At 73.8% G+C, this 26,122-nt stretch carries 24 protein-coding genes; 16 read left to right on the top strand and 8 right to left on the bottom strand.

What is annotated here, in order from left to right:
* Positions 1-13: 13 nt before the first annotated feature.
* From FHX78_RS33360 to FHX78_RS33315, 10 genes are all read left to right on the top strand, one after another.
* Complete coding sequence (locus FHX78_RS33360; protein WP_145871066.1) at positions 14-4,018, top strand: HAMP domain-containing protein; 4,005 nt, start codon at positions 14-16, stop codon at positions 4,016-4,018.
* Positions 4,015-6,429 carry a SpoIIE family protein phosphatase gene (locus tag FHX78_RS33355; protein WP_145871065.1) on the top strand — a complete coding sequence of 805 codons (2,415 nt, stop codon included), beginning with the start codon at positions 4,015-4,017 and terminating at the stop codon, positions 6,427-6,429. Before FHX78_RS33360 ends, FHX78_RS33355 begins: the two co-directional genes overlap by 4 nt.
* Positions 6,430-6,530: 101 nt before the next feature.
* Positions 6,531-6,923 carry an STAS domain-containing protein gene (locus tag FHX78_RS33350; protein ID WP_145871064.1) on the top strand — a complete coding sequence of 131 codons (393 nt, stop codon included), beginning with the start codon at positions 6,531-6,533 and terminating at the stop codon, positions 6,921-6,923.
* A 66-nt stretch (positions 6,924-6,989) separates the two neighbouring features.
* Positions 6,990-7,889 (top strand): STAS domain-containing protein, encoded by a 900-nt coding sequence (locus FHX78_RS33345; RefSeq protein ID WP_145871063.1) that lies wholly within the window; start codon positions 6,990-6,992, stop codon positions 7,887-7,889.
* Positions 7,886-8,305, top strand: coding sequence for an STAS domain-containing protein (locus FHX78_RS33340; RefSeq protein ID WP_145871062.1), 420 nt, complete (start codon positions 7,886-7,888; stop codon positions 8,303-8,305). The genes FHX78_RS33345 and FHX78_RS33340 overlap by 4 nt, the downstream gene beginning before the upstream one ends.
* Positions 8,305-8,748 carry an anti-sigma regulatory factor gene (locus FHX78_RS33335; RefSeq protein ID WP_145871061.1) on the top strand — a complete coding sequence of 148 codons (444 nt, stop codon included), beginning with the start codon at positions 8,305-8,307 and terminating at the stop codon, positions 8,746-8,748. The genes FHX78_RS33340 and FHX78_RS33335 overlap by 1 nt, the downstream gene beginning before the upstream one ends.
* Positions 8,748-9,833, top strand: coding sequence for an ATP-binding SpoIIE family protein phosphatase (locus FHX78_RS33330; protein ID WP_145872275.1), 1,086 nt, complete (start codon positions 8,748-8,750; stop codon positions 9,831-9,833). The genes FHX78_RS33335 and FHX78_RS33330 overlap by 1 nt, the downstream gene beginning before the upstream one ends.
* Positions 9,830-11,545 (top strand): PP2C family protein-serine/threonine phosphatase, encoded by a 1,716-nt coding sequence (locus FHX78_RS33325; protein ID WP_145871060.1) that lies wholly within the window; start codon positions 9,830-9,832, stop codon positions 11,543-11,545. Before FHX78_RS33330 ends, FHX78_RS33325 begins: the two co-directional genes overlap by 4 nt.
* Positions 11,546-11,674: 129 nt before the next feature.
* Positions 11,675-13,048: an NAD(P)/FAD-dependent oxidoreductase gene (locus tag FHX78_RS33320; RefSeq protein WP_167532015.1), complete on the top strand. Its 1,374-nt coding sequence runs from the start codon at positions 11,675-11,677 to the stop codon at positions 13,046-13,048.
* A 111-nt stretch (positions 13,049-13,159) separates the two neighbouring features.
* Positions 13,160-15,391, top strand: coding sequence for an FUSC family protein (locus tag FHX78_RS33315; RefSeq protein ID WP_145871058.1), 2,232 nt, complete (start codon positions 13,160-13,162; stop codon positions 15,389-15,391).
* A 92-nt stretch (positions 15,392-15,483) separates the two neighbouring features.
* Here FHX78_RS33315 and FHX78_RS33310 read toward each other — a convergent pair whose 3' ends face one another.
* From FHX78_RS33310 to FHX78_RS33290, 5 genes are all read right to left on the bottom strand, one after another.
* Positions 15,484-15,912: a hypothetical protein gene (locus tag FHX78_RS33310; RefSeq protein ID WP_145871057.1), complete on the bottom strand. Its 429-nt coding sequence runs from the start codon at positions 15,910-15,912 to the stop codon at positions 15,484-15,486.
* Positions 15,913-15,962: 50 nt separating this feature from the next.
* A complete protein-coding gene (locus tag FHX78_RS33305) occupies positions 15,963-16,784 on the bottom strand; it encodes a DUF1206 domain-containing protein (protein ID WP_145871056.1) in 822 nt (273 codons plus the stop codon).
* A gap of 112 nt (positions 16,785-16,896) precedes the next feature.
* On the bottom strand, positions 16,897-17,202 hold the full coding sequence (locus FHX78_RS33300) for a DUF5133 domain-containing protein (RefSeq protein WP_145871055.1): 306 nt from the start codon (positions 17,200-17,202) through the stop codon (positions 16,897-16,899).
* A gap of 32 nt (positions 17,203-17,234) precedes the next feature.
* Positions 17,235-18,098 (bottom strand): SigB/SigF/SigG family RNA polymerase sigma factor, encoded by an 864-nt coding sequence (locus tag FHX78_RS33295; RefSeq protein ID WP_145871054.1) that lies wholly within the window; start codon positions 18,096-18,098, stop codon positions 17,235-17,237.
* Positions 18,099-18,292: 194 nt separating this feature from the next.
* On the bottom strand, positions 18,293-18,736 hold the full coding sequence (locus tag FHX78_RS33290) for an ATP-binding protein (protein WP_145871053.1): 444 nt from the start codon (positions 18,734-18,736) through the stop codon (positions 18,293-18,295).
* Positions 18,737-18,882: 146 nt separating this feature from the next.
* On the opposite strand from FHX78_RS33290, the gene FHX78_RS33285 reads away from it, so the two are divergent.
* The 3 genes from FHX78_RS33285 (at position 18,883) to FHX78_RS33275 (ending at position 21,388) form a co-directional block, all read left to right on the top strand.
* A complete protein-coding gene (locus FHX78_RS33285) occupies positions 18,883-19,122 on the top strand; it encodes a hypothetical protein (protein ID WP_145871052.1) in 240 nt (79 codons plus the stop codon).
* A 60-nt stretch (positions 19,123-19,182) separates the two neighbouring features.
* Positions 19,183-20,661, top strand: coding sequence for an aminotransferase class I/II-fold pyridoxal phosphate-dependent enzyme (locus FHX78_RS33280; RefSeq protein WP_145871051.1), 1,479 nt, complete (start codon positions 19,183-19,185; stop codon positions 20,659-20,661).
* 268 nt (positions 20,662-20,929) lie between these two features.
* Complete coding sequence (locus tag FHX78_RS33275) at positions 20,930-21,388, top strand: cyclic nucleotide-binding domain-containing protein (protein WP_145871050.1); 459 nt, start codon at positions 20,930-20,932, stop codon at positions 21,386-21,388.
* Positions 21,389-21,413: 25 nt separating this feature from the next.
* Here FHX78_RS33275 and FHX78_RS33270 read toward each other — a convergent pair whose 3' ends face one another.
* Entirely contained in the window at positions 21,414-22,031 is a 618-nt protein-coding gene (locus FHX78_RS33270) for a LysE/ArgO family amino acid transporter (RefSeq protein WP_145871049.1), read from the bottom strand.
* A 70-nt stretch (positions 22,032-22,101) separates the two neighbouring features.
* Between FHX78_RS33270 and FHX78_RS33265 the strand changes: the two genes are divergently transcribed.
* On the top strand, positions 22,102-22,998 hold the full coding sequence (locus FHX78_RS33265) for a LysR family transcriptional regulator ArgP (protein WP_145871048.1): 897 nt from the start codon (positions 22,102-22,104) through the stop codon (positions 22,996-22,998).
* A 186-nt stretch (positions 22,999-23,184) separates the two neighbouring features.
* On the top strand, positions 23,185-23,442 hold the full coding sequence (locus FHX78_RS33260) for a WhiB family transcriptional regulator (protein ID WP_145871047.1): 258 nt from the start codon (positions 23,185-23,187) through the stop codon (positions 23,440-23,442).
* A gap of 9 nt (positions 23,443-23,451) precedes the next feature.
* Here the strand turns inward: FHX78_RS33260 and FHX78_RS33255 are convergent, their stop codons facing one another.
* Positions 23,452-23,901 carry a DUF6098 family protein gene (locus tag FHX78_RS33255; protein ID WP_145871046.1) on the bottom strand — a complete coding sequence of 150 codons (450 nt, stop codon included), beginning with the start codon at positions 23,899-23,901 and terminating at the stop codon, positions 23,452-23,454.
* 162 nt (positions 23,902-24,063) lie between these two features.
* Here FHX78_RS33255 and FHX78_RS33250 point away from each other — a divergent pair, with 162 nt between their 5' ends.
* Entirely contained in the window at positions 24,064-24,414 is a 351-nt protein-coding gene (locus FHX78_RS33250; protein WP_145871045.1) for a DUF488 domain-containing protein, read from the top strand.
* Between the two features lie 26 nt (positions 24,415-24,440).
* Here FHX78_RS33250 and FHX78_RS33245 read toward each other — a convergent pair whose 3' ends face one another.
* The gene (locus FHX78_RS33245) at positions 24,441-26,114 is read right to left on the bottom strand and encodes an FAD-binding dehydrogenase (RefSeq protein ID WP_145871044.1); all 1,674 of its coding nucleotides are present in this window, start codon (positions 26,112-26,114) and stop codon (positions 24,441-24,443) included.
* Between the last annotated feature and the right edge of the window lie 8 nt (positions 26,115-26,122).

Here is a 26,122-nt window from a genome sequence, read left to right as displayed (position 1 = left end):
AACGAGGGTGCGCATGACCAGCAAGAGCGCCGTGGCGGCCGATGCGGCACCGGGGGATCAGGAGCTGCGACAGCTCCTGGCGGGGCTGACGGCCGTACGGGACGGCGACTTCGGGACCAGGCTGCCGGACGGCGCGGACGGTCTCATGGGGGACATCGCCAAGGTCTTCAACGGCATGGTGGACCAGCTTTCCGTGTTCACCTCCGAGGTGACGCGCGTGGCCCGCGAGGTGGGCACCGAGGGGGCGCTCGGCGGGCAGGCCGAGGTGCCGGGGGTCTCGGGCACCTGGGCCGATCTGACGGACTCGGTGAACGCCATGGCGGGCAATCTGACCGCCCAGGTCCGCAACGTGGCCCAGGTCACGACGGCGGTCGCCAAGGGCGATCTGTCGCAGAAGATCACCGTGGACGCCCGCGGCGAGATCCTCGAACTCAAGAACACCATCAACACGATGGTCGACCAGCTCTCCGCCTTCGCCGACGAGGTCACCCGCGTCGCCCGCGAGGTCGGCACCGAGGGCCGCCTCGGCGGACAGGCCGACGTGCAGGGCGTGAAGGGCACCTGGCGCGATCTCACCCACTCGGTGAACTTCATGGCCGGCAACCTCACCGGCCAGGTCCGCAACATCGCCCTGGTGGCGACGGCGGTCGCCAAGGGCGACCTGTCGCAGAAGATCACCGTGGACGCCCGCGGCGAGATCCTCGAACTCAAGAACACCATCAACACGATGGTCGACCAGCTCTCCGCCTTCGCCGACGAGGTCACCCGCGTCGCCCGCGAGGTCGGCACCGAGGGCCGCCTCGGCGGACAGGCCCAGGTCCGGGGTGTCTCGGGCACCTGGAAGGACCTCACCGACAACGTCAACGTGATGGCGTCCAACCTGACCGGTCAGGTCCGCTCCATCGCCCAGGTCGCGTCCGCCGTGGGGCGCGGCGACCTGTCGCAGCGGATCAGGGTCGAGGCCGCCGGCGAGGTGGCCGCGCTGGCGGACGTCATCAACACCATGGTCGACACGCTGTCGGCCTTCGCCGACGAGGTGACCCGCGTCGCCCGCGAGGTCGGCACCGAGGGCCGGCTCGGCGGACAGGCGCACGTGCCGCACGTCGCGGGCACCTGGAAGGACCTCACCGACAACGTCAACTCCATGGCCAACAACCTCACCGGGCAGGTGCGCAACATCGCGCTGGTGACGACCGCGGTGGCCCGGGGCGACCTGTCGAAGAAGATCGACGTCGACGCGCGCGGCGAGATCCTGGAGCTGAAGACGACCATCAACACGATGGTCGACCAGCTCTCCGCCTTCGCCCAGGAGGTCACCCGCGTCGCCCGCGAGGTCGGCACCGAGGGCCGCCTCGGCGGACAGGCCGAGGTCGAGGGCGTCTCCGGCACCTGGAAGCGGCTCACCGAGAACGTCAACGAGCTGGCCGGCAACCTCACCCGGCAGGTCCGGGCGATCGCCGAGGTCACGAGCGCCGTCGCCGAGGGCGACCTGACCCGCTCCGTGAACGTGGAGGCCTCCGGCGAGGTCGCCGAGCTCAAGGACAACATCAACGCGATGGTGGAGTCCCTGCGCGAGACCACCCGGGCCAACCAGGAGCAGGACTGGCTCAAGAGCAACCTCGCCCGGGTCTCCGGGCTGATGCAGGGGCACCGCGACCTGTCCGTGGTCGCCGAGCTGATCATGGACGAGCTGGTGCCGCTGGTGTCGGCCCAGTACGGCGCCTTCTACCTGGCGGAGGACGGCGAGAGCGGTCCCGAGCTGCGGCTCGTCGGCTCCTACGGCTACCCCGACGACGAGGCCCGGCCCACCCGCATCCCGTTCGGCCGCACCCTGGTCGGGCAGGCCGCGCGCAGCCGCCGCACCATCACGGTGGACGAGCTGCCGCCGGACTACGTGATCATCTCCTCCGGGCTCGGCCGGGTGGTGCCGACCGCGCTGGTGCTGCTGCCCATCGTGGTCGAGGGCCAGGTGCTCGGGGTCATCGAGCTGGCGTCGGTGACACCGTTCACGCAGATCCACCACGACTTCCTGGCGCAGCTGATGGAGACCGTCGGCGTCAACGTCAACACCATCGTGGCCAACGCCCGTACCGACGAGCTGCTGACCGAGTCGCAGCGGCTCACCGCCGAACTGCAGGAGCGCTCCGCGGAGTTGCAGTCCCAGCAGGAGGAACTGCAGCACTCCAACGCCGAGCTGGAGGACAAGGCGGCGCTGCTGGCGGCGCAGAACCGGGACATCGAGGCCAAGAACCTCCAGATCGAGCAGGCCCGGCAGGAACTGGAGGCACGCGCCCAGCAGTTGTCGCTGGCCTCGAAGTACAAGTCGGAGTTCCTGGCCAACATGAGCCACGAGCTGCGCACCCCGCTGAACAGCCTGCTGATCCTGGCCCAGCTGCTCGCCCAGAACCCCTCGCGCAACCTCAGCCCCAAGCAGGTCGAGTACGCGCAGATCATCCACTCGGCGGGCTCGGACCTGCTCCAGCTGATCAACGACATCCTCGACCTGTCCAAGGTCGAGGCCGGGAAGATGGACGTCAGCCCGGAGCGGGTGGAGCTGCGCCGGCTCATCGAGTACGTCGAGGCCACCTTCCGGCCCATGACGATGCAGAAGAGCCTGGACTTCGCGGTGACGACGGCGCCGGGCGCGCCGGCGGACCTGCTCACCGACGACTCCCGGCTGCGGCAGGTGCTGCGCAACCTGCTGTCCAACGCGGTCAAGTTCACCGAGCGGGGCCGGGTGGAACTGCGGGTCGAACCCGCGCCGGACGACGAGGTGCCCGCCGGGGTGCTGCGCGGCGGGCCCGTGGTGGCCTTCCGGGTGCAGGACACCGGTGTCGGCATCCCCGAACAGCACCTGGAGTCGATCTTCGGCGCCTTCCAGCAGGCGGACGGCACGACGAGCCGCAAGTACGGGGGCACGGGCCTCGGTCTGTCGATCACCCGGGAGATCGCGCATCTGCTCGGCGGGGCGGTCACGGTGGACAGCGTCGCGGGTCAGGGCAGCACGTTCACGCTGTTCCTGCCGGTGGCCCGGCCGGAGTTCGAGTCGCTGCTGCGTCCCGCCGCGGTCTCGGACCGCACCGTCGCCGGGACCGTCGTGGAGGCGCCGTCGGGGCAGCCGCCGGCGATCGAGGCGGGGACCGGGTCGGGGCGGCGTCCGCGGCGCCTGCTGGTCGTGGAGGAGCGGCCCCGTGGGCTGCTGACCCTGGTCGCGGAGAGCGTGGTCCAGGACGTCGCCGGCGGCCGGGGCGACGGCACCTCCCGGCCGCCGGTCGACATCATCACCGCCGTCGGCGCCCAGGAGGCGGCCGGTGCGCTGGCCGCCGACCCCTGCCACTGCGTGGTGCTGGAGCTCGGCATGGCCCAGGAGGAGGTCACCCGGTTCCTGGAGGCGGTGCGGGGCGACTCCGCCCTGGCGAGCGTGCCGGTGCTGGTGCACAGCGGGCACCGGGCCGACGCCGCGCTGGAGGAGGCGCTGCGTTCCCGTGCCGCGGGCACGGCGCTGGAGTTCCTGTCCAGCCTGGACGAGCTGCGCGAGCGCATCGCCCTGCACCTGGCCGCGGAGGAGCCCGGCGACGTGCTGTCGCTGGTGCGCCCGGACGAGGCGCAGCGGCCGGCTCCGCAGCCGGTGGTGGACGGCTCGTACGACGGCCGTACCGTCCTGGTCGTCGACGACGACGCGCGCAACCTCTTCGCGCTCAGCGGCATCCTGGAGCTGCACGGCTTCCGCGTGCTGCACGCGGAGAACGGCCGCAAGGGCATCGAGAGACTCGTCGACAACCCCGACGTGGCGCTCGTGCTGATGGACGTGATGATGCCCGAGCTGGACGGCTACGCCGCCACGGCCGAGATCCGCTCGATGCCCCGCTACGCCGAACTGCCGATCATCGCCGTCACCGCGAAGGCGATGCCCGGGGACCGGGAGAAGAGCCTCGCCTCGGGCGCCAGCGACTACGTCACCAAGCCGGTCGACGCCCAGGACCTGATCGCCTGTGTCCGCCGCTGGCTGCCGGCATGAGCGCCGGGGAGCACCGCACCGGGCCGCCGGCCGGTGAGACAGGGCTCGAACGTCCCCCGGCCGGGCCCGCCGGGGTGTCCGCCGACTCGCCCGTGGGCAGGCTGGCGGCCACCGTGGACCGGCTCAGCCGTGAGGTGCGGGCCGCGCAGGCCGAGGCCGAGGGGCGGGCGCTGATCGAACTCGCCAAGGGCATCCTGGTCGAACGCCTGGGGTGCGGTCCCGCGCAGGCCGCGCGGCAGCTCGCCGAGCTGACCGAGCAGGCCGGGACCACCCTCCTGGAGTTCGCGGTCGAGGTCATCAACCAGGCCGCCCGGGACGAGATGTCGGAGGTGACGGACGCCTTCCTGGCCGCCACCCGGGCCGCCGAGGAGGCCGGTCCGGAACCGGCCGCCGTAAGGTTGCGCGCGGCCGAGAGCGGGGCACTGGCGGCCGGCGACACCCAGGCCGTGGCCGAGTCGCTGCTCGACCAGGCGCTGCGCCCGCTGGGCGCGGTGGCCGTGGCGATCTGGGCGGCCGGCGCGGACGGCTCGCTCACCCTGGCGGGCAGCGCCGGGTTCTCCCCCGCCGAGGCGGCCCGCTGGTACTACGTGCCGCCGGACGTGGCGACGGTGGCCCGGTGCGGCCTCGAACAGCGCGAGGGCCTGTGGCTCACGTCGCCGGCCGACCGGGGCCTGCCCAGTGTCGGGCGGCACCACCACCCGGACGGCGGCCGGGCGGCCGTGCCCGCCGGTACCGGGGGACGCGTCTACGGCGTACTGGAGATCGTCTGGCCCGGGCCGCTGCCCCCGCAGCCGCCGCAGATCGTCCGTCAGGTGGAGGCGCTGGCCGAGCTGTGCGCCCACACCCTGGAGACGTTCGAGGTGCCGGGCGACCCGACCCACCGGCCGCGGGTGCTGCCGGACGCCGCGGAGCTGATGGACCTGGCCGACGGGCTGTACGACCCGGCCCTCGTCCTGGTGCCCCACCTGGACGACTCCGGGAACCTGGTGGACTTCCGCATCCAGCACGTCAACAGCCGCTTCCTGGACCCGGCGGGCCGTCCGCGCGGCATGGTCAGCGGAGCGCTGCTGCTGGAGGCGTACCCGATGGCCGCCGGGAACAGCGAGCTGTTCCAGCGGATCGAGCGGGTGTACGCCACGGGTGAGCCGTTCCGGGCCCGGCGCATGAACCTGACCGCCCTCGTCGACCAGGTGCCGCTGGCGTCGGTGGCGGACATCAGCGTCAGCCGGCACGGCGCGGGCATCCTGTTCATCTGGCGCATCGAGGACGAGACGGCCCGCCTGGCGAGCCTGCTCCAGCACGCCCAGCGGCTCGGCCGGATCGGCGGTTTCGAGGAGAACCTGCTGACCGGGGAGATCACCTGGAACGGACAGCTGTACGACCTGTACGGCCGCCCGCCCACGAGCCCCCCGGTGCCGTTGGAGGAGCTGACCGCGCACGCCCATCCCGACGACGCGGTCACCATCGGCCGCTTCCTGCGGACGCTGCTGCACCACCGGCGTCCGGCGTCGGCCGCGTTCCGGCTCCAGCGGCCGGACGGGGTGACCCGGCACATCCGGGTGGTCGCCGAACCGGTCCTGGACACCGACGGCCGGCTGCTCACCACCCGGGGCGCCTACCAGGACATCTCGGCCCAGCACTGGACGGAGGTGGCGCTGGCGGCCACCCGCGACCAGCTCGCCCACACCGAGCAGCACGCCAGCGAACGCGACCGGCTGACGCTGCAACTGCAGCGCGCCATCATGCCGCCCGCCCAGGCGCCGCTGCAGGTGCCCGACCTCGACGTGGCCGTCCGCTACCGGCCGGCGGAGGCCGAGCAGCTGGTGGGCGGCGACTGGTACGACGCGGTGGTGCTGCCCTCCGGGCTGGTGCTGCTGTGCGTGGGCGACGTCGCGGGCCACGGCATAGAGGCGGCGACCAGCATGGTGGTCCTGCGCAACGCGCTGCGCGGTCTCGCCGTCACCGGGGCGGGCCCCGGACAGCTGCTGTCGTGGCTGAACATCGTGGCGCACCACCTGACGGGCGGCGTCACCGCCACCGCGGTCTGCGGCGTGTACGACCCCGCCTCGCGCACGCTGCGGTGGGCGCGGGCGGGTCATCTGCCGCCGGTGCTGGTGCGGGGCTCCGAGGCCGCTCCGCTGCCGCTGGTGAGCGGGCTGCTGCTCGGTGCCGTACCGGAGGCGTCGTACGAGGAGGCGGAGGTGCGGCTGGCGGCCGAGGACAACCTGCTGATGTACACGGACGGTCTGATCGAGCGCCGGGACCGCTCGGTGGAGGAGTCCCTGACCCATCTGCTCACCACCGCCGCCACCGTCCCGGGCACACTCGACCAGCGGCTGGACCGGCTGTTGACGTACAGCAGGTCGGACACGGACGACGACACCTGCATCGTGGGCATCAGGGTCGGCTGAGGAGGAATGGCGGGGCCTGGGCGGGGCCGAGGCATGACCGGGCGATTCGGGGGTACGCGCGGCTGCGCGACGAAAAGCTTGATCACCTTGTTGGAGGTACCGTGCCCATAGCCCAGGACCCGTTGTCCGTCGAAGTGACGCTGCCCCGTGAGGACGTGGCCCTGCTCACGGTGGAGGGGTACTTGGACGTCGACACGGCGACCGAGTTCCAGCACCACCTGGCCAACCAGCTCCATCACGGCCGCCGGCACTTCCTGCTCGACCTGTCGGCGGTCCCCTTCATGGACTCGTCCGGGATGAACATCATCCTGCGGGTCTACCAGGAGGCGCGGGAGCTGCCGGGGAGCGTGCACATCATCTCCCCCACCCCCGCGGTGCGCCGCATCCTGGACCTGACGGGCGTGAGCATCACCGTCCCCGTCTCGGAGAGCGTCGACGAGGCGCTGGAGCGCGTCGACGGGCTGCCGGACACCCCGGCGGAGCCCGGCTCCTGAACACGACGCGCACTCCCGAGCCCGGGGCGGACCCGGTGCGACGCAACGACGACAGGAGAACAGAAGGTGCCGGAGCACGAAGCGGCCGGATCACTCGCCACGCCCGCGCACGCGGTCAGGGACTTCCTGCGGCGCCGGCGCGAGCAGATCGCCCAGCGGTGGGCGGACGAGCCGCTGTTCCGTACGGTGTTCACGGTCTCGCGGGACGAGGCGGTGGAGGCGGGCAAGGTGGTCGTCGACGCGCTGGCCCAGGTGGCCGACGCGGAGCGGGTCGAGGACCCGGACGCCGCGGGATTCACCGGGGTGCGCGAGCAGCTGGCGCGGATGGGGGCGGCCCGCTCCCGCGCGGGCCTGTCCACCACCCAGGTGTCGAGCGAGCTGGCCGCGCTGCTGCCCCCGGTGGAGAACCTGCTGGTCGCCGATCTGGAGCAGGAGCCGCCCGAGCGGCAGCGGGAGTGCTCGACGGCGCTCAGCGTGCTGCTGGGGACGCTGCGTCTGGTGGCCATGCAGACGGCGCTGAGCGAGGGGCAGGCCCTCATCGACCGGCAGCGGCTGCAACTGCTGGAGGTGGCGACGCCGGTCATCAAGCTGTGGGACGGCATCGTGGCGGTCCCGCTGATCGGGACGCTGGACAGCGCCCGCAGCCAGGTCGTGATGGAGACGCTGCTGAACGCGGTGGTCGACCAGCACGCCCGGTTCGCGATCCTCGACATCACCGGTGTGCCGACCGTCGACTCGCTGGTGGCGCAGCACCTGATGAAGACGGTCGCCGCGGCCCGGCTGATGGGCGCGGAGTGCGTGGTGTCCGGTATCCGTCCGGCGATCGCGCAGACCATCGTGCACCTGGGCCTGGACCTCGGCACGGTGAAGACCCGCGCGAGCCTGGCCGACGCCCTCGGGTACTGCCTGCACGAGCTGGGGGCGAACATCGTGAACGCGGCGCCCGAGGGTGCGGGCCGCCGGTGAACGAGGGGTTCTCCCGCCCGGTCGCGGGACATGTGCCGGTGCTCAAGCTCGGCGACGTGCTGCTCGTCACCCTCCAGGGGGACCTGCACGACAGCACGGCGCACCAGCTCCAGCAGGACCTGTCGGAAACCATCGCCCGCAGCGGGGTCGCGGGGGTGGTCATCGACATCTCCGCAGTGGAGATCGTCGACTCCTTCCTCGGGCGGGTGCTGGCCGAGACCGCGGCGCAGACCGAACTGCTGGCCGCGCGGACCGTGGTGGCCGGCATGCGCCCGGCGGTCGCGATCACCCTGGTGGAGCTGGGTCTGACGCTGCCGGGTCTGCGTACGGCGCTGACCACCGAGGCGGCGCTGGAGCTGCTCGCACAGCCCGTCGTGTCGTCCCGTTCCGGCGGCATGCACGAGGAGAGGCAGTGATGCACACCGGCGCGGGCGTCGAGGCCCGCCTGCCCATCCGGTCGGACATGGACCTCGCGTGGGTGCGTCAGCACGTGCGGCAGGCCGCCGCCCAGCTCGGTTTCGGCCTGGTGGACCAGACGAAGCTGGTGACCGCGGCCAGCGAGCTGGCCCGCAACACCCTGGTGCACGGCGGCGGTGGTCTGATGGAGGCCACACACGTCACCACCGCCGACGGCGTCGACGGTCTGCGGCTGACCTTCAGCGACTCGGGACCCGGCATCCCCGACCTCGACCGTGCGCTCAGCGACGGCTACACCTCGGGGGACGGGCTGGGGATGGGGCTGCCCGGGGCGCGGCGCCTGGTGCACGACTTCGCGGTCGAGAGCGCGCCGGGGGCCGGGACCACGGTGCGGGTGACGTCGTGGACGTGCCGGCCGCCGCGCCCGCGCGGGGGCGTCTGATGCCCCGGGTGTGGGAGGTGCCGGTGCAGGACTCGACCCGGGTGCGTGACGTCCGGGTCGCGGCGGAGGACGCCGCGGCGCTGGCCGGGCTGGACGAGCGCCGCACCGCCGCCGTGTCCCTGGTGGCGACCGAGCTCGCCACCAACCTCCTCAAGTACGCCCAGGCCGGTGAGGTGCTGGTCGACGTGGTCGACCCGCCCTCGGCCCGGGAGGGGCGGCCGGAGCGGGCCGTGCAGATCACCGCGCTCGACCACGGGCCGGGGCTCACCGACGTGGTCGGTGCGCTGCGGGACGGGTTCTCCACGACGGGCTCGCTCGGCGCGGGCCTCGGCACGTGCCGGCGTCTCGCCGACGACTTCGACGTGCACAGTGTGCCCGGCCGGGGCACCGTGGCGGTGGCCCGCGTCGGCCCCGCTTCCGACCCGGCGGTCCACGGGCCCAGCGGTGAGGGGGACGGCGGCCCGTCGACGGCGTCCGAGGTGCGGGCCGGCGGCGTCAACGTGCCGTTCGCCGGTGCGGACTTCTCGGGGGACGCCTGGGCGTGGGTCAGGTCCGGTGACCGGCTGACGCTGATGCTGGCCGACGGTCTGGGCCACGGGAGCGAGGCGGCCCGCGCCTCGACCGCCGCCGTCGAGGCGCTGCGCCACGCGGGCCACCTGCCGCCCGCCGAGGCGCTGCGCCGGCTCCACTCGGCGCTGTCGGGCACCCGGGGCGCGGCCGTGGCCGTGGCCCAGCTCGACACCTGGGCCGGCCGGCTGCGTTTCGCGGGCATCGGCAATGTGACCGCCCGGCTGCGGGAGGACGGCCGTTGGCGGTCGCTGCTGTCCCGGCCCGGCATCGTCGGGGTGCACCGGCCGCACACCGTGCGGGAGGACGAGGTCGCCTGGTCGGCGGAGAGCCTGCTGATCCTGCACACCGACGGTCTGCCCGGCCGCTGGACGCCGCCGGCCGACACGGGACTGCCCCCGGCCGACCCGGCCGTGACGGCGGCCGTGACCGTCCGGGACGCGGGCAGTCCCGCGCGCCCGGTGCGGGACGACACCGCCGTGGTCGTGCTGGCCCCCGTCCCCCCGGACCGCCGATGACGCGCACCTGGCGAATCCGGACGGTGACGGACGCGGCGCGCGCCCGGATCGCCGTCGCGCGGCTGGCCGCCGAGTACGGGGTGCCCACGGTCGAACGCGCCCGGCTGGCCACGGCGCTCAGCGGCCGGCTGCGGCAGTGCCTCACCAAGGGCGGCACCTGGGTGCTCACCCTGGACGGGCCCGGTCCGTCCGGCGGGGACACGGCGCTGCACGCCGTGCTGACGCCCTCCCCCGGGGCGGGCGCCGCCGACGGCACCCCGTGGACGGTGACCGTCCCGTGCCCCGAGCCGGACCGGAAGGCCGCCCCCGCCACGGTGCCGGAGGATCCGGCCGGGCTGTCCGAGGCGCTGCTGGGCGCCGACGAGGACACGGCCGTGGTGCTGGACAAGCTGGCCGAGCAGCAGGAGCTGGTCGCCTTCCACCGGGAGGAGCTGCACCAGACCAACCAGGGCGTGCTGGCCCTGCACGCGGAGCTGGACGCGGCGGGCCGTGCGCAGCGGGAGGCGTTCGCCGCCGAGCGCCGGGCCCGCAAGGAGGCGGAGAACGCGCGCCGCAGGCTGACGTTCCTCGCGGACGCGAGCGCCGCGCTGAACGCCTCGCTGAACCACGACGAGATCGCGCGCCGGCTGCCGGAGCTGCTGGTGCCGCGGTACGCCCGCGGTGTCGACGTGTGGCTGTTCGACCAGGACGGCGACCGGCACCCGCCCACGACCCACCCGGCCGCGGCGGTCCGCGCGGCCCGCACCGGCCGGCCGCAGTACGCCGCCGACCACCCCGGCGGCCTGCCGGGCGTCGACGACCGGCCGCCGTCCGCCCTGGACCCGCACCGGCCGCTGCTCTGCGTCCCGCTGGTGACCCGCCGTGCGCCGCTGGGGGTGCTGACGCTGTCGCCGCCGGGCGAGCGGTGGGACCCGGACGACGCGGTCATGCTGGTCGAGCTGGCCCGGCGGGCCGGTATCGCCCTGGACAACGCCCGCCGGTTCGAGCACAACCGGGACATCGCCGAGACGCTGCAACGCGCCCTGCTCACGGACCTGCCGACGCGGCCGGGCCTGAGTCTGGCCGCGCGCTATCTGCCGGCCACGCACGGGCTGAACATCGGCGGCGACTGGTACGACGCGTTCCGGCAGCGGGACGGCAGCCTGATCACCGTGGTCGGCGACGTGACGGGGCACGGGCTGCACGCCGCGATGATGATGAGCCAGCTGCGCACCGCGCTGCGCGCCTACGCCGTCGACGGCGGCGGCCCCGGACGGCTGCTGACCCGGCTGCACGAGTTCCTGCACCATCTCCAGCCGGACCTGTTCGCCACCGCCGTCATCGCCCGGTTCCATCCGGACGAGCACACGCTGACGTGGGCCGCGGCGGGGCATCCGCCGCCGGTGCTGCGGCTGCCCGACGGGCGGGTGCGCGTCCTGGACGCCAAGCCGGGCGCGATGCTCGGCATCCCGCTGCACCAGGAGATTGCCGACCACACCGAGCGGCTGACGCCCGGGTCGACGCTCGCGCTCTACACGGACGGGCTGGTCGAGCGGCGGGCCCAGGGGATCGACCCCGGCATCGAGCGGCTCGCTGCGGCCCTGGGGTCGTTCGGTTCGGCGGAGCTGGGCGCGGATCTGGAGGACGCGGCGGACCGGATCCTCCATCCGCTGCTGAGCGACTCCGAACGCGATGACGACGTCTGCCTGCTGCTGTCCCACCTGCACGCCTGACCGGCCCCGCGCGCCGCGCGCCGCGGCTTCCCGGTGCGTTCCCGCGCCGGTGCGGGCATCGTGGAGCTGAACATGGGCACGCGTCAGGCGTCGATGTTCGAGGCGGACCGCCTGGAGCCGCAGGAAGGGATGGACACCGTGACACGACCAAGGATCCTGGTGGTGGGCGCAGGTTTCGCCGGTGTGGAGTGCGTGCGGCGGCTGGAGCGCAGACTCGCCCCGAACGAGGCCGACCTCACGCTGGTGACGCCGTTCTCCTACCAGCTCTATCTGCCGCTGCTGCCCCAGGTGGCCTCCGGGGTGCTGACCCCGCAGTCGGTCGCGCTCTCCCTGCGGCGCAGCGAGAAGTACCGGACCCGGATCATCCCGGGCGGGGCCATCGGCGTGGACCTGCGGTCCAAGATCTGCGTCGTACGCACCGTCAACGGCGAGACCGTCAACGAGCCGTACGACTACATCGTGCTGGCCCCCGGCAGTGTCACCCGCACCTTCGACATCCCGGGGCTGACGGACCACGCCTTCGGGATGAAGTCACTGGCCGAGGCCGCCTATCTGCGGGACCACGTCATCTCGCAGCTCGACCTGGCCGACGCGAGCCACGACCCGGCGGAGCGGGCGTCGCGGCTGCAGTTCGTGGTGGTGGGCGGCGGTTACGCGGGCACCGAGACCGCGGCCTGTCTCCAGCGGCTGACGCACGCCGCCGTCAAGCGGTATCCGCGGCTGGACCCGGGCCTGATCAAGTGGCATCTGATCGACATCGCGCCGAAGCTCATGCCCGAGCTGGGCGAGCGGCTCGGGCGCAGCGCGCAGGAGATCCTGACCCGGCGCGGCATCGAGATCTCGCTGGGCGTCTCCATCGCCAAGGCGGGGCCCGAGGAGGTCACCTTCACCGACGGGAGGGTGGTGCCCACCCGCACCCTGATCTGGACCGCGGGCGTCGTCGCCAGTCCGCTCATCGCCACGCTCGGCGCGGAGACCGTACGGGGACGGCTGGCGGTCACCGCGAACATGTGCCTGCCGGGCCACGACGGGGTGTTCGCGCTCGGTGACGCGGCGGCGGTGCCGGACGAGGCGAAGGGCGACGGCGCGGTGTGCCCGCCGACCGCGCAGCACGCGCTGCGGCAGGGCCGGCACGTCGCCGAGAACGTCATCGCGACGCTGCGCGGCCTGCCGATGCGGCCGTACGTCCACCAGGACCTCGGTCTGGTGGTGGACCTCGGCGGCACCGACGCGGTGTCCAAGCCGCTCGGTGTGGAACTGCACGGTCTGCCCGCGCAGGCGGTGGCCCGCGGCTACCACTGGTCGGCGCTGCGCACCGGCGTCGCCAAGACGCGGGTGATGACCAACTGGCTGCTGAACGCGGTCGCCGGCGACGACTTCGTGCGGACCGGGTTCCAGGCGCACAAGCCGGGCAACCTGCGGGACTTCGACTTCAGTGACGTGTATCTGACGCCGGAGCAGGTACGGACGCACGTCGCGGAGGCGGGCCGGGCCGCGCGGTGACCTGCCGGGCCCGGCCGGGACGCCCCGTGCGGACCGGCCGGGCCCGGGCGGGAGGGGGCGTGCGATGCTGGGGTCCGGGTCAACGCGTGCGACGGGAGAGAGTGCGGCGGGGTGAAAGCGGCGGGACGCTCGGTGCGGGCACGGCTGCGGGACCGCCTTGCGGCGTCCGATCCCGGGCTGCTGCGGCTGACGGCCGGGCTGCGGACGGTGGGGGCCATCGCGCTGACGCTGGCCGTCCTCGCCTCCCTGGGCTCCGATGTCACCCATCTGGTCGCGGGCGCGATGGCGGCGATGGTCGCCACCTTCGCCATCCGGGAGCGGCAGCGCGCCGCCCAGGCGGTCACGCTGGCCCTCGGCCTGCCGGTGGCGCTGGTGTCGGTGTCGCTGGGCGCGGTGCTCAGCGAGCGGCTGGTCGCCGGGGACGTCTTCTTCGTCGTGCTCATCTTCTGCGCGGTCTACGGCCGCCGGTTCGGTGACCGCGGGACCGCGCTCGGCCTGATCGGCTTCCAGGTCTACTTCCTGGCCCTGTTCGTCGGTGCCTCCGCCGCGGACCTGCCGGGCCTGTGGGCCGCCCTGGCCGTCGCGTTCGCCGGCAGCGCCCTGGTGCGGTTCGCCGTTGTCCCGGTGACGCCGGCGGGTGTGCTGGAGCGGCTTCGCCAGGCGTTCCGGGCCCGGCTGGCCCAGCTCGTCTCCGCCCAGCTGGCGCTGCTCGACGCCGGGCCGGACGAGGTCGACAAGGCGCTGGAGGACGTGCGGGAGGGCAACGCCCGGCTGCACGAGACGGCCCTGATGATCCAGACCCGGCTGGAGGAGGGCACGCCGGACCAATCGACGGCGCGGCTGGTGCAGCGCCGGGTCGCGGACGCCGAGATCGCCGCCGAGCGGCTCGGTCTGCTGCTGCTCTCCGCGCGCAGCGCCGAACGGGCCGACACCCTCACCCTGCACCTGCCCGGGGCGCCCGCCCCGCGGATCGGCCGGCTGCCCGGCCCGCGGGAGGCCACCGCCGTACTGCGCCGGGATCTGCTCGCCCTGCGCGCGCTGGTGCTGCGGACCGGGGTGGCGGGGACGGCCGTGGCCCAGATGCGCAACCGGCTGCTCGGCTACCGGGACGAGGAGAATCTGCCGCCCGCCTCGCCGGCGGTGCGGGACGTGTTCCGGGCCGTCGGTGAGGCCGCCCGTGCCGTGATGGGGCTGCGCGTCGCCCTGGACGGTCCGCAGGACGAGTCGGACGACAGTCCGGCGACGACGCGTTCCCGGGAGGAGCTGGATGCCGAGGACGCCGCCATCGACGCGGGCGAGGAGGACGGCCCGGAGGAGCCGAGGGGGCTGCGGCGGCCCACGACGCGGGCGGCCGTTCAGGTCGCGGTGGGGTCGACGCTGGCCATCGTCGGCGGTGAGCTGCTGTCCGCGGACCGCTGGTACTGGGCGGTGCTGACCTGCTGGATCGTGTTCATCAACACGGCGTCCACCGGCGAGATCCTGGTCAAGGGCTACCGGCGGCTGCTCGGCACGGTGTTCGGGGTCGTCGCCGGCATCGTGCTGGCCGGTCTGGTGGGCGGGCACACCCTGACGGCGTTCGTGCTGGTGCTGGTGCTGATCTTCGCCATGTTCTACACGGCGCCGCTGTCCTACACGCTGATGTCGTTCTTCGTGACCGCGATGCTCGGCCTGCTCTACACGCTGCTGCACACCTACAGCTGGGAGGTGCTGGTGCTGCGGGTGGAGGAGACGGCGCTGGGCGCGGCCTGCGGGGTGGTCGCGGCGGCGCTGGTGCTGCCGGTGAACACCGACCGGCGCACCAACGAACTGCTGGTCACCGTGCTGGAGCGGCTCGCCGAGGTCACCGACGCGGCCGTCGGACAGCTCAGCGGCGGCGCCGCCGACGACCTGTTGGACCGGGCGCGGGAGCTGGACCAGGCGCTGGGCGATCTGCGTGCCGCCACCCAGCCGCTGACCCATCCGGTCACCCCGTTGCGGGCCCGGCGCACCACCGCCCGGTACGTGGTGGCGCTGCTGGAGACCTGCGCGTACCACGCGCGCTCGCTGGCGGCGACGGCCGAGCTGCTGCCGACGCATCCCTCGATCGCGGCGGATCCCCGGCTGCGCGGGGCGGCGGGGCGCACGGTGCGCAACATCGGGACCATCGCGGCCCGTGTCGCGGACGAGGACCGCGCCGTGCCGGTCGAGACGGGGCCGAGCATCGCCTCGCTCCTGGGCGACGGCGGCACGGCCCGCTACGGGCGCATCACCGACCGGGTGCTGCGCCACCTGGAGCGTCTGGACGAGGCCGTGGTGGGCCTCGCCCGCCCGCTCGGCGTACCGGTCGAGTCCCCGGAGCACTGAGCGGGGCCGCACCCTCCCCCGTGTCGGAGGGTGCGGCCCCGCTCATGGGCTCCGGGACCCCTGGGGTCCCGTCGGGCTCGTGCGTGCCGGGGTCAGAAGTCGGTCGGCAGGCCGCTGGCCTTCGCGATGCCACGCAGTTCCTCGTTCTGCCGGTGCCGGTCCCTGATGAAGTCGGCGATCTCGTCCAGACGGGACGGATCGGCGGCGGTCGCCGCGTCGGTGACCACCCTGACCGGTCCGCTGTCGTCGACCTCCAGCTCGACCACCTCGTTGTCCAGGCGGCCGGTGACGGCGGTGGCGATGACGAGGGCGGCCTCGTCGCGGACCTCCTGCGGCAGTTCCTCGTCCCCGCCGTCCAGCGCGAGGTCGAGACCCTGCACACGGTGTTCGTCGATCGCCCGCAGCACCGGCTCCACCACACGGAGCAGAAGCCGGTAGTCCTCGGTGTCCATCCGGACGCGCAGGAGGTCGAGGTAGACGTCCACGGGCCGGCCTTCCGGGGGAAGCTCGGATTCGCTCATCTCCTGCGGGTGCCCCCTCCCCGGCCGGCCACACGGACGCCGTACGACGATCACACCCGGCGCCAGCGGGCCAGGGCGAAGGAGAACACCCCGAACAGCACCAGTCCCACGGAGACGCACACCAGCAGCCACGGGCCCAGCGGGGTGCCGGCAAAGCTGCGGAGGGTGTCGTCCAGGCCCTTGGCCCTGCCCGGCTCGTAGTCGACCGCGGCGCGCACGGCGAAGACACCGGCCGCGGCGAACACCAGGCCGCGGGCCACCCCGCCGCCCACGCCGGTCACGTCGACCAGCCTGCGGGTGCGCGGGGTGAGCTCGCCGAGCTTGAGCTTGTCGTGGTACTTGCGCATCGCCGCCCGTACGCCGATCCATCCGCCCACGACGACGACGGCGGCTCCGGCCAGGCCCACCAGCCACTGTCCGGCGGGTATCTCCAGGGCCCGGGCGGTGAGGTCCCGGGACTGCCGGTCGCTCGACCCGCTCCCGTTGTTCCGGTTCACCGCGAAGGCCAGGACCGACCAGGCGACGAACGCGTAGAAGCCGCACCGCGCCGCCGACGCCAGGCGCTTGCGCGCGCCGCGCCCGTCCTTCCCGGCCGCGCCGAACACCGCCTCGGACAGCCGCCACAGGGCCATGCCGACCAGTCCCAGGCCCAGCGCCCAGAGCAGGACCGCGCCGAACGGTTTGTCGGCGAGTTCCGCGAGGGCGCCGCCGCGGTCCGCCTGCCGTTGTCCGTCACCGAACGCGATCCGCAGGGCGAGCACCCCGACCAGCAGGTAGATCACGCCCCGGGCGGTGAGTCCCGCCCGTGCGGCCCCCTCCGCCATCGAGCCGTTGGCCGCCCGTCGGGCGCCGGCCCGCCCCCTCCATGTCATCGCACGTGAGTTCACATCAACCTCCCGGGCTCCGGATGCCCCGGCTTCGCCCCCGCACACGCGGCGCGGTGGGGGAAGGTGCGGGAAGGTCCGGGGTCCGGGCGGGTCGCCCCTACGCGGGGGCGGGCGCGCTCGCGGTGGTGTCCCACCGGTCGGTCCCGGTTACCGGCAGGACCGCGTCCGGCCCGGCGGGCGGGGCGGGTACCGTCGCGGTCTCGGAGCCCGCCAGCCAGCGGTGCGCGGTGGCCAGGGCGTGCCGTACGTCCCGGGTGCCGGTCGACACGCACAGGGTGTACGCCAGGTCGCGGATGCGCGCGTCCCGGGCGGCCGGTTTGCCGGCGGTCCCGGTTCCGGCCGCCGCCAGGGCCTCGTACTCGTCGACGAGCCGGCGCAGCACGGTGGGGTGGGGCTTCAGCATGTGTCTCGCTTCCTGTTCCGGGCGGGCGTCGTTCACGCCGTCGCCGAGTGTCCGCCGGTGCCGCGCCGGCCCGCCCGCTGTCCCATCGCCTCGTCGCGCACCCGGGCGCAGCTGCGGCTGATGAGGCGGGAGACGTGCATCTGGGAGATTCCCAGCCGGTCGGCGATGCGGCTCTGGGTCATGTCCTCGAAGAAACGCATGTAGAGAATGGCGCGCTCGCGCTCCGGCAGCCTGCGCAGTCCCTCCTTGGCGGACTCCCGGTCCACCACCACGTCGTAGGAGGTGTCCGAGGCGCCGAGAGTGTCGGCGAGGCTGTAGCCGTCGTCGTCGGACGACAGCTCGGCGTCGAGCGAGAGGGTGCTGAAGCTCTCCAGGGCCTCCATCCCGGCGCCGACCTCCTCCTCGGTCAGCCCGGTGTGGGCGGCGATGTCCGCCACGGACGGCTCGGGGCTGCCGGGGTTCTGAGTGAGTTCGCGCCGGGCCACCCGCACCTTGTTGCGCAGTTCCTGCACCCGGCGGGGCACCCGCAGGGCCCACATCCGGTCGCGGAAGTGCCGCTTGACCTCACCGGTGATGGTGGGCACGGCGTAGCTCTCGAAGGCTCCCCGGCTCGGGTCGAACCGGTCGATGGCCTTCACCAGCCCCAGGGCGGCCACCTGGCGCAGGTCCTCGACGGACTCCCCGCGGTCGCGGAACCGTCCGGCGATGCGGTGGGCCATGGGCAGCCACGCGGTGACGAGCTCGTCGCGGACCGCGTCCCGCTCGGGGCCGTCGTCCAGGGACGCCAGCCGGGTGAAGAGGGCCACGGTGTCGGGGGCGTCGTCGTGCCGCCTGCGGTGCGGGGCGGCGGTCGTGTCGGAGGAGTCGGGACGAGAGGTGGGCGTGTCAATGAGCATACGGTTTCGCTCCCGAACGGTGGTTTTCGGTATCTACCGCGGGGCGGTCGCCGCCGGGACACCCGGAGGGTCCTCAGCGGCCGTACCACTCCCGCTGGCGCGCCTCCGGTCCGAAGCACGAAACTCCGATTGCCCCACCCCCGGTGGAACAAACTCCGCTTCTTCGCGGAATCTGCCGGGAGCCCTCGCCGGGGTCAGACCAGCGGGACCACGGCGGTGATGCACTTGCCGCCGGCGGGCAGATCGGACACCCGGATGTCGCGGGACAGCCGGCACACGATGGGCCAGCCGTGACCGCCCGGGCGGCGGCGTCCCTGCCGGTCGGTCGGCGGCAGGGCGACGGGCAGGTCGTCGCTGCGGTCGCTCACCGACAGACGCACCCCGGGGCCGCTGACGTCGACCTGGAAGTCGGTGACGCCGCCGCCGTGCAGGATGGCGTTGGTGGTGAGTTCGGAGGCGACCAGCAGGGCGTCCTCCAGGGCGTCGGTGTCGCAGGGCCGGTGCAGGGCCCGGCAGCGTTCGGACACCGCCCGCGCCACGGCCTCGCGCACCTCGGCCGGGCGGCACGGGCACGATGCCCCGGCCGGGCGGGCGCCCGGCGGTTCGATGTCGGATCGGGTCGTGTACTCCTCACACATCCTGCGGCTCCCTTTTCGATGACAACGGCGGAAGGAGAATGCCTCGGACCTCCCTTTTCGGCTCACCTGTCCCGGTTCAGGCAAACCTCTCGGCCGTCTTCTGAACACCTGTCATGCGAACGGCGCACCGGGGGTACGCGGACGGCATGACGGATGTGGTGGATTCGGACGAACTGATGCGGCGCATCCAGCGGGCGCGGGCCTGCGCGGCGCAGGAGGAGCGGGCGTGGCGGGCCCGGGGCGAGGAGCTCGGGCGTACGGACCCCGGTGATCCGGGTGATCCCGGTGCGGCGCGTGACGCCGAGGTGCGCCGGGTGGCCTACGGGGTGGTGCTGCGGGTGCTGGACGAGATCCTGACGCCGGGGAAGCACGCGGCGCGGGGCTGACCGGGCCGGCGGTGCGGGCCGCGCGGATTGACGGGGGCGGGTGCCGGGCACCCGGGCCGCATGACGGTCGATCACACCCAAGCACCGGTGCTGGAAGCGCTGGAGGACTACCACCGCAACGGACGACTGGGCTTCACGCCGCCGGGGCACAAACAGGCCCGCGGGGCGGACCCGGCGGTGCGCGAGGTGCTCGGGGACTCGGTGTTCCTGGGCGACGTACTGGCGTCGGGGGGCCTGGACGACCGGCTCACCCGGGGCCGGGTGCTCCAGCGGGCCCAGGAACTGATGGCGGACGCGGTCCACGCCGACCACACCTTCTTCAGCACCTGCGGCAGCTCCCTGTCGGTCAAGGCCGCGATGCTGTCGGTGGCGGGGCCGCACGAGAAGCTGCTGATCGGACGGGACGCCCACAAGTCGGTGGTGTCGGGCCTGATCCTGTCCGGGATCGAACCGGTGTGGGTGGAGCCGCGGTGGGACGCCGGGCGCGGCATCGCGCATCCGCCTTCGGCCGACGACTTCGACCGGGCCTTCGACGCCCATCCGGACGCCCGGGGGGCGCTGGTGACCAGTCCGACGCCGTACGGGGCGTGCGCGGATCTGCGGGCGGTCGCCGAGGTGTGCCACCGGCGCTCGCGTCCGCTGATCGTGGACGAGGCGTGGGGCGCCCATCTGCCGTTCCACCCCGATCTGCCGTCCTGGGCGATGGACGCGGGCGCCGACATCTGCGTGACCAGCATCCACAAGATGGGCAGCGGCCTGGAGCAGGGCTCCGTCTTCCACCTGCGGGGCGACCTGGTGCCGCCGGCGCTGCTGGGCATGCGCGCGGACCTGCTGGGGACCACCAGCCCGTCGGTGCTGATCTTCGCGGGCCTGGACGGCTGGCGGCGGCAGATGGCCCTGCACGGCAAGGAGCTGATGGGGTCGGCGCTGGCGCTCGCCGCGGAGGTCAGGGCCGCGATCGAGGAGATCGACGGCATGCACGTCAACGACCGGGACGACTTCTGCGGCCCGGAGCTGGCGGACGACTTCGACCCGCTGCCCGTCGTCATCGACATCGGCGGACTCGGCATCACGGGGTACCGGGCGTCGGACTGGCTGCGCGAGCACCGGAACATCGACGCGCACCTGGTCGATCACCGGCGCATCGGCGCGCAGATCACCCATGGCGACGACCGGGAGACCACCGGCGAGCTGCTGTCGGCGCTGCGGGAGCTGGGGCGGGCGGCGCGGAACCTGCCCCGGGGGCCGCGGGTGGAGGTGCCCTCGCCGGGCGAGCTGCGGATGGAGCAGGCGGTGCTGCCGCGGGACGCGTTCTTCGGCCCGGCCGAGGACGTGCCGGTGTCCCGGGCCGCGGGACGGATCGCGGCGGAGATGATCACGCCGTATCCGCCCGGCATCCCGGCCGTCCTGCCGGGTGAACGGCTCACCGAGCCCGTGCTCCGGTATCTGCGCACGGGGCTGGAGGCGGGCATGCACCTGCCCGACCCGTCGGACCCCGCTCTGGAGACGGTCCGGGTCGTCGACGGGAGCGCCTCCTGACCGCATGGTGAAACGAGTCACGCCCGCCCGGTCCCGGTTACCGGAACCCCAGCCGAGTGCTTTATCGTTCACTCATACGTGGTGGCGGAGTCGACGTTCGTCCTCCGGACACCACCGCTTACGGCCCTGGCTGGCTTCCCCCGTCCAGCCAGGGCTTCTTCATGTCCTGGGAACGTCCGCTCCGCCGAGGTGCCCAGGACGGCGGCAGCGGCTGAAATGAACGTAGGGAAAGCCCCGGAACCGAAGGCCCGGCGAGGAGCCCCGCCCCATGACCAAAGCGATCAAACTGCTGACGGCCCTCCCCCCTGCGCAGCGCGAGCGGCTGATGACCCTGGCCCGGGAGGTGTCCTTCCCCGAGGACGCCCGGATCTTCGAGGCGGGCGGCACCGCCGACCGCTTCTGGGTGATCCGCTCCGGCGCGGTCTCGCTGGACCAGCGGGTGAACGCCCTGCACCGGGTGACGGTCGCCGGCCTCGGCGCGGGCGATCTGCTGGGCTGGTCCTGGCTGTTCCCGCCGCACCAGTGGGACTTCGGCGCCGTGGCGTTCAGCCCGGTGCGCGCCTACGAGTTCGACGCGGCGGCCGTGCTCCGGCTCTGCCAGGAGGATCCGCAGCTCGGGCTGACCCTGGTGCGCACCGTCGCCGAGGTCCTCGCCCACCGGCTGGAGATGACACGCGGCAAGCTGATGGAGCAGTACACGATGCACCGGCGCGGCGGGGCGCTGTAGACCGGCGCGCACCGGGTGGCGCGCGTCAGCCACCGGCGATCAGCGTGAGGCCGAGGACGACCATGGTGGCGGCGACCAGCCCGTCCAGTACGCGCCAGGCGGCGGGGCGGGCCAGGAAGCGGCTCAGCAGCCGGGCGCCGAAGCCCAGCGCCGCGAACCAGCAGAGGCTGGCCAGGATCGCGCCGAGGCCGAAGGTCCAGCGCAGCGGGCCGTGGTCGGCGGCGACCGAGCCCAGCAGGAACACCGTGTCGAGGTAGACGTGCGGGTTGAGCCAGGTCATCGCCAGGCAGGTGAGCACGGCCCGGCGGCGGGAGCCGGCCGCCTCGCCCTCCGTCACCAGGCCGGCGCCGGCCGGCCGGAACACGCGGCGGGCGGCCAGGGCCCCGTAGCCGAGCAGGAAGGCGCCGCCGATCCAGCCGACCGCCGTCAGCGCGCCCGGCCACGCCACGACCACCGCGCCGACACCGCCGACGCCCAGCGCGATGAGGGCCGCGTCGGACAGGGCGCAGATGCCGACGACGGCGAGGACGGCGTCCCGGCGGACGCCCTGGCGGAGCACGAAGGCGTTCTGGGCGCCGATGGCGACGATGAGGGAGAGTCCGGTGCCGAATCCGGCGGCGGCGGTGGTCAGGGCGCTGGTCATGCCGAGGACGCTACGGCCCGGCCGCCCGTGCAGTACAGCTAAGGATTCTTACGTAGCCTTAGCCATTGTGATGACGGATCTTCCGCTGGACCAGGTGCGGACGCTGCTCGCGGTGGTGGACGAGGGGACGTTCGACGCGGCGGCCGCCGCTCTGCACGTCACGCCCTCGGCGGTGAGCCAGCGGGTGAAGGCGCTGGAGCAGCGCACCGGGCGGGTGCTGCTGCTGCGCACCAAACCGGTGCGGCCGACCGAGTCGGGCGAGGTGCTGGTGCGGCTGGCCCGCCAGGTGGCCCGGCTGGAACGGGACGCGCGGGCCGAGCTGGGCCTGAGCGGGGCCGGGGAGCCGACCCGGGTGTCGGTGGCGGTGAACGCGGACTCGCTGGCGACCTGGTTCCTCGGCGCGCTGACCCGGCTGCCGCCGGCGGCACGGCTCTGTTTCGAGCTGCGCCGCGAGGACGAGGCCCACACGGCGGCGCTGCTGCGGGAGGGCACGGTGATGGCGGCGGTGACCTCCTCCCCCGATCCCGTGCCGGGCTGCTCGGTGCGGCAGCTGGGCCGGATGCGCTATCTCCCGGTGGCGAACCCGGAGTTCGCCGCGCGGCATCTCGCGGGACCGCTGCGCCGGTCGCTGCCCGAGGCGCCCGTGGTGGTGTTCGACCGGCGGGACGACTTCCAGGACGGCTTCGTACGGCGGCTCACGCGCGGGGGCGCCGAGGCGGGCGTGTGGCGTCACTACGTGCCGACCTCGGAGGGCTTCGTCGAGGCGGTCGCGAGCGGCCTGGGCTGGGGCATGGTCCCGGAGGTCCAGGCGGCCCCCCTGCTCCGCGGCGGCCGCCTCACGGTGTTCGCCCCGGACCGCGCCACCGACGTCTCCCTGTACTGGCAGCAGTGGAGGCTGGACTCCCCCGCCCTGGCGGAGGTGGCCGACGCGGTCGCGCGGACGGCGCGGGAGTCGCTGCGCCGCTGAGGCCGGTCCGGCCGGCCGGCCGCGGGGACGTTCGCCGGACTGACGACGGCCCGCGGCCCGTCCCGGGAGGCGCGCACGGTGGTGCGCGTACGGTCCCGCTGTTTCAGCGCCTGCCGAGAGGTGACCCGACAGGAAGTCAGGCATCCCACGCGGTGCGTATCGAATCCGATCACAGGTGACTTTCTGATGGACAACTGGCGGAACATTGCTGCCTGCAGGACCGAGGATCCCGATCTCTTCTTCCCGATCGGCACCACCGGGCCGGCCCTGGTGCAGACGGAACAGGCCAAGGCGGTGTGCCGGCGCTGCCCCGTGCGGGAGCCGTGCCTGGAGTGGGCACTGGACACGGGGCAGTCCATCGGAGTGTGGGGCGGCACGAGCGAGACGGAACGGCGCGCGCTGAAGCGTCGCGCGGGTGCGCGGCGGGCGGCCGGGGGCTCCTGAGCCGGCGCCTCAGCCGCCCGTCCTGCGCAGTGGCCCCCAGGGACCGTTCTGGCGGGCCACTTCCGCCCGCGCCTCGTCGATCACGGCGGGGTCGATCCAGCACAGCGGACGCACGTCCACGACCAGCGGCTCGTTGTCGGGCCCGCGCCCGTTCTCGCGGCCCCTGAGCACCCAGCACCGGATGCCGGGCCCCTTCTCGCGCGGCAGGTGCTCGTAGTCGTACAGCCGGCGGGCCACCCACAGCGCCACCGGCCGCTCCTGCCACCACCGCTCGACGTCGAGGGGGTTGGCGGACAGCCCCGGCATGGGCACGCCCGTCAGGTCGTCGACGCTGGACGCCGCCGTCAGATCGGTCGCCGGGCCGCGGGACCAGCGGACGTACAGTCCCCGGTCCCGCTCGACCAGGGCGGTGAGCTCGGCGAGTGTGCCGACGACCGGCAGTTCGTCCGGTGCGTCCATGTGCGGCCTCCCTCCTCGGCACGTCAGGCGGACGGAGTACCCGTCCGGCGGTGACGGAATCGGGGACCCTGCCGGGGCCCGGTGTGCCGCCGCGCGGCGCTCGCCGTGCCCGGTCCCGTGCGCCGCAGTAGGCTCGCGGGACAGCGCCGGAAGGGGTCGATCATGAGCGTGCGGGTGCGCCGTGTCCATGAACCGCCCGAGCCGGACGACGGTGTCCGGGTCCTGGTCGACCGGTTGTGGCCGCGCGGTCTGGCGAAGGACGCGGCGCGGGTGGACGAATGGCCCAAGGGCCTGACGCCGTCGACCGGGCTGCGCCGCTGGTACCACGCCGAGGAGCGGCCGTACGAGGAGTTCCGCGCCCGCTACGAGGCGGAGCTGGCCGCGCCCGGGGCCGCCGAACTCCTGGAACGGGTACGCGCGTTGGCGGAGCAGGGCCCGGTGACGCTGCTGACCGCGTCCAAGGACCCGGAGCACAGCCACGCCCACGTGCTGGCCCGCCTCCTCCGGGACTGAGACGGGCCGCTGCCTCCCGGGTGTTCTCAGCCCGTCTGTTCCGCCGCCGCCCGGCCCGCCGCCCGGCCCGAGAAGAGGCAGCCGCCGAGGAAGGTGCCTTCCAGGGCGTTGTAGCCGTGGACACCGCCGCCGCCGAAGCCCGCGACCTCGCCCGCCGCGTACAGCCCCTCGACCGGCTGCCCGTCGGTGCCCAGCGCCCGGGAGTCGAGGTCGGTCTGGATGCCGCCGAGCGTCTTGCGGGTGAGGATGTGCAGTTTGACGCCGATCAGCGGGCCGGCCGCCGGGTCGAGGAGGCGGTGCGGGGTGGCGACGCGGCTGAGGCGGTCGCCGAGGTAGCGGCGGGCGTTGCGGATTCCCTGCACCTGGGCGTCCTTGCTGAAGGAGTGGGCCAGCTGCCGGTCACGGGCCTCGATCTGGCGCCGTACGACGGCCGCGTCGAGCAGGGGCTCGTCGGTGAGGCCGTTCATCCTGTCGACGAGCTGTTCCACGGTGGGGGCGGTCACGAAGTCCGCGCCCTTGCGCAGGAACGCCTCCACCGGCCCGGGGGCGCCCTTGCCCAGCACGCGTTCGCGCAGGAACGCGCCCCGGTCCTTGGCGGTGATGTCGGGGTTCTGCTCGGAGCCCGACAGCGCGAACTCCTTCTCGATGATCCTCTGGGTGAGGACGAACCAGGAGTGGTCGTGCCCGGCGAGGTCCTCGGTGGTGCGCAGGTGCCGCAGCGTGCCGAGGGTGTCGTAGCCGGGCAGACAGGGCTCGGGCAGCCGGCGGCCGAGGGCGTCGAACCACATCGGGGACGGTCCGGGCAGGATGCGGATGCCGTGCCCCGGCCAGACCGGGTCCCAGTTGCGCAGGCCCTCGGTGTAGTGCCACATGCGGTCCCGGTTGACCAGCCGCGCGCCCGCGCGGGCGCTGATGTCCAGCATCCGGCCGTCGACGTAGGCCGGGACCCCGGTGACCATCTGGCGCGGCGGGGTGCCCAGCCGCTCGGGCCAGTACCGGCGGACGATGTCGTGGTCGGCGCCGATGCCGCCGCTGGTGACGATCACGGCCTGGGCGGTGAGTTCGAACGCGCCGATCGCCTCGCGGTGGGAGGCGACCCCGCGCGGTGAGTCGTCGGGGCCGAGCACGGTGCCCCGGACACCGCGCGCGGTGCCGCCCTCGACGACCAGTTCGTCGACGCGGTGGCGGTGGTGGAAGGTGAGCAGTCCGTCGCGCGAGGCCTGCCGGGCGTACCGGACGAAGGGGTCGACGACGCCGGTCCCGGTGCCCCAGGCGATGTGGAAGCGGGGCACGGTGTTGCCGTGGCCGTCCGCGCGCAGGTCGCCGCGCTCGGCCCAGCCGACGGTGGGCAGAAAGGTGATGCCGTGGCCGGTCAGCCAGGAGCGCTTCTCCCCCGCCGCCCAGGCGACGTAGGCGCGCGCCCATTTCACCGCCCAGGAGTCCTCGTCGTCGAGCCGGTCGAAGCCCGCACTGCCCCGCCAGTCGCTCCAGGCGAGGTCGAAGGAGTCCTTGATGCCCAGGCGCCGCTGTTCCGGTGAGCCCACCAGGAACAGCCCGCCGAAGGACCAGAAGGCCTGGCCGCCGAGGTTGGCGGCGTTCTCCTGGTCGACCAGGGCGACCCTGCGGCCCCTGCTGGTCAGTTCGTGGGCCGCGACCAGGCCCGCGAGGCCCGCTCCGACGACGATGACGTCGGCATCCATGGCGACCG

Source organism: Streptomyces capillispiralis (assembly GCF_007829875.1).
GTDB classification, from domain to species: domain Bacteria; phylum Actinomycetota; class Actinomycetes; order Streptomycetales; family Streptomycetaceae; genus Streptomyces; species Streptomyces capillispiralis.
The sequence above is the reverse complement of the archived record's forward strand: the minus strand, read 5'-3'. Positions and strand labels throughout refer to the sequence as shown.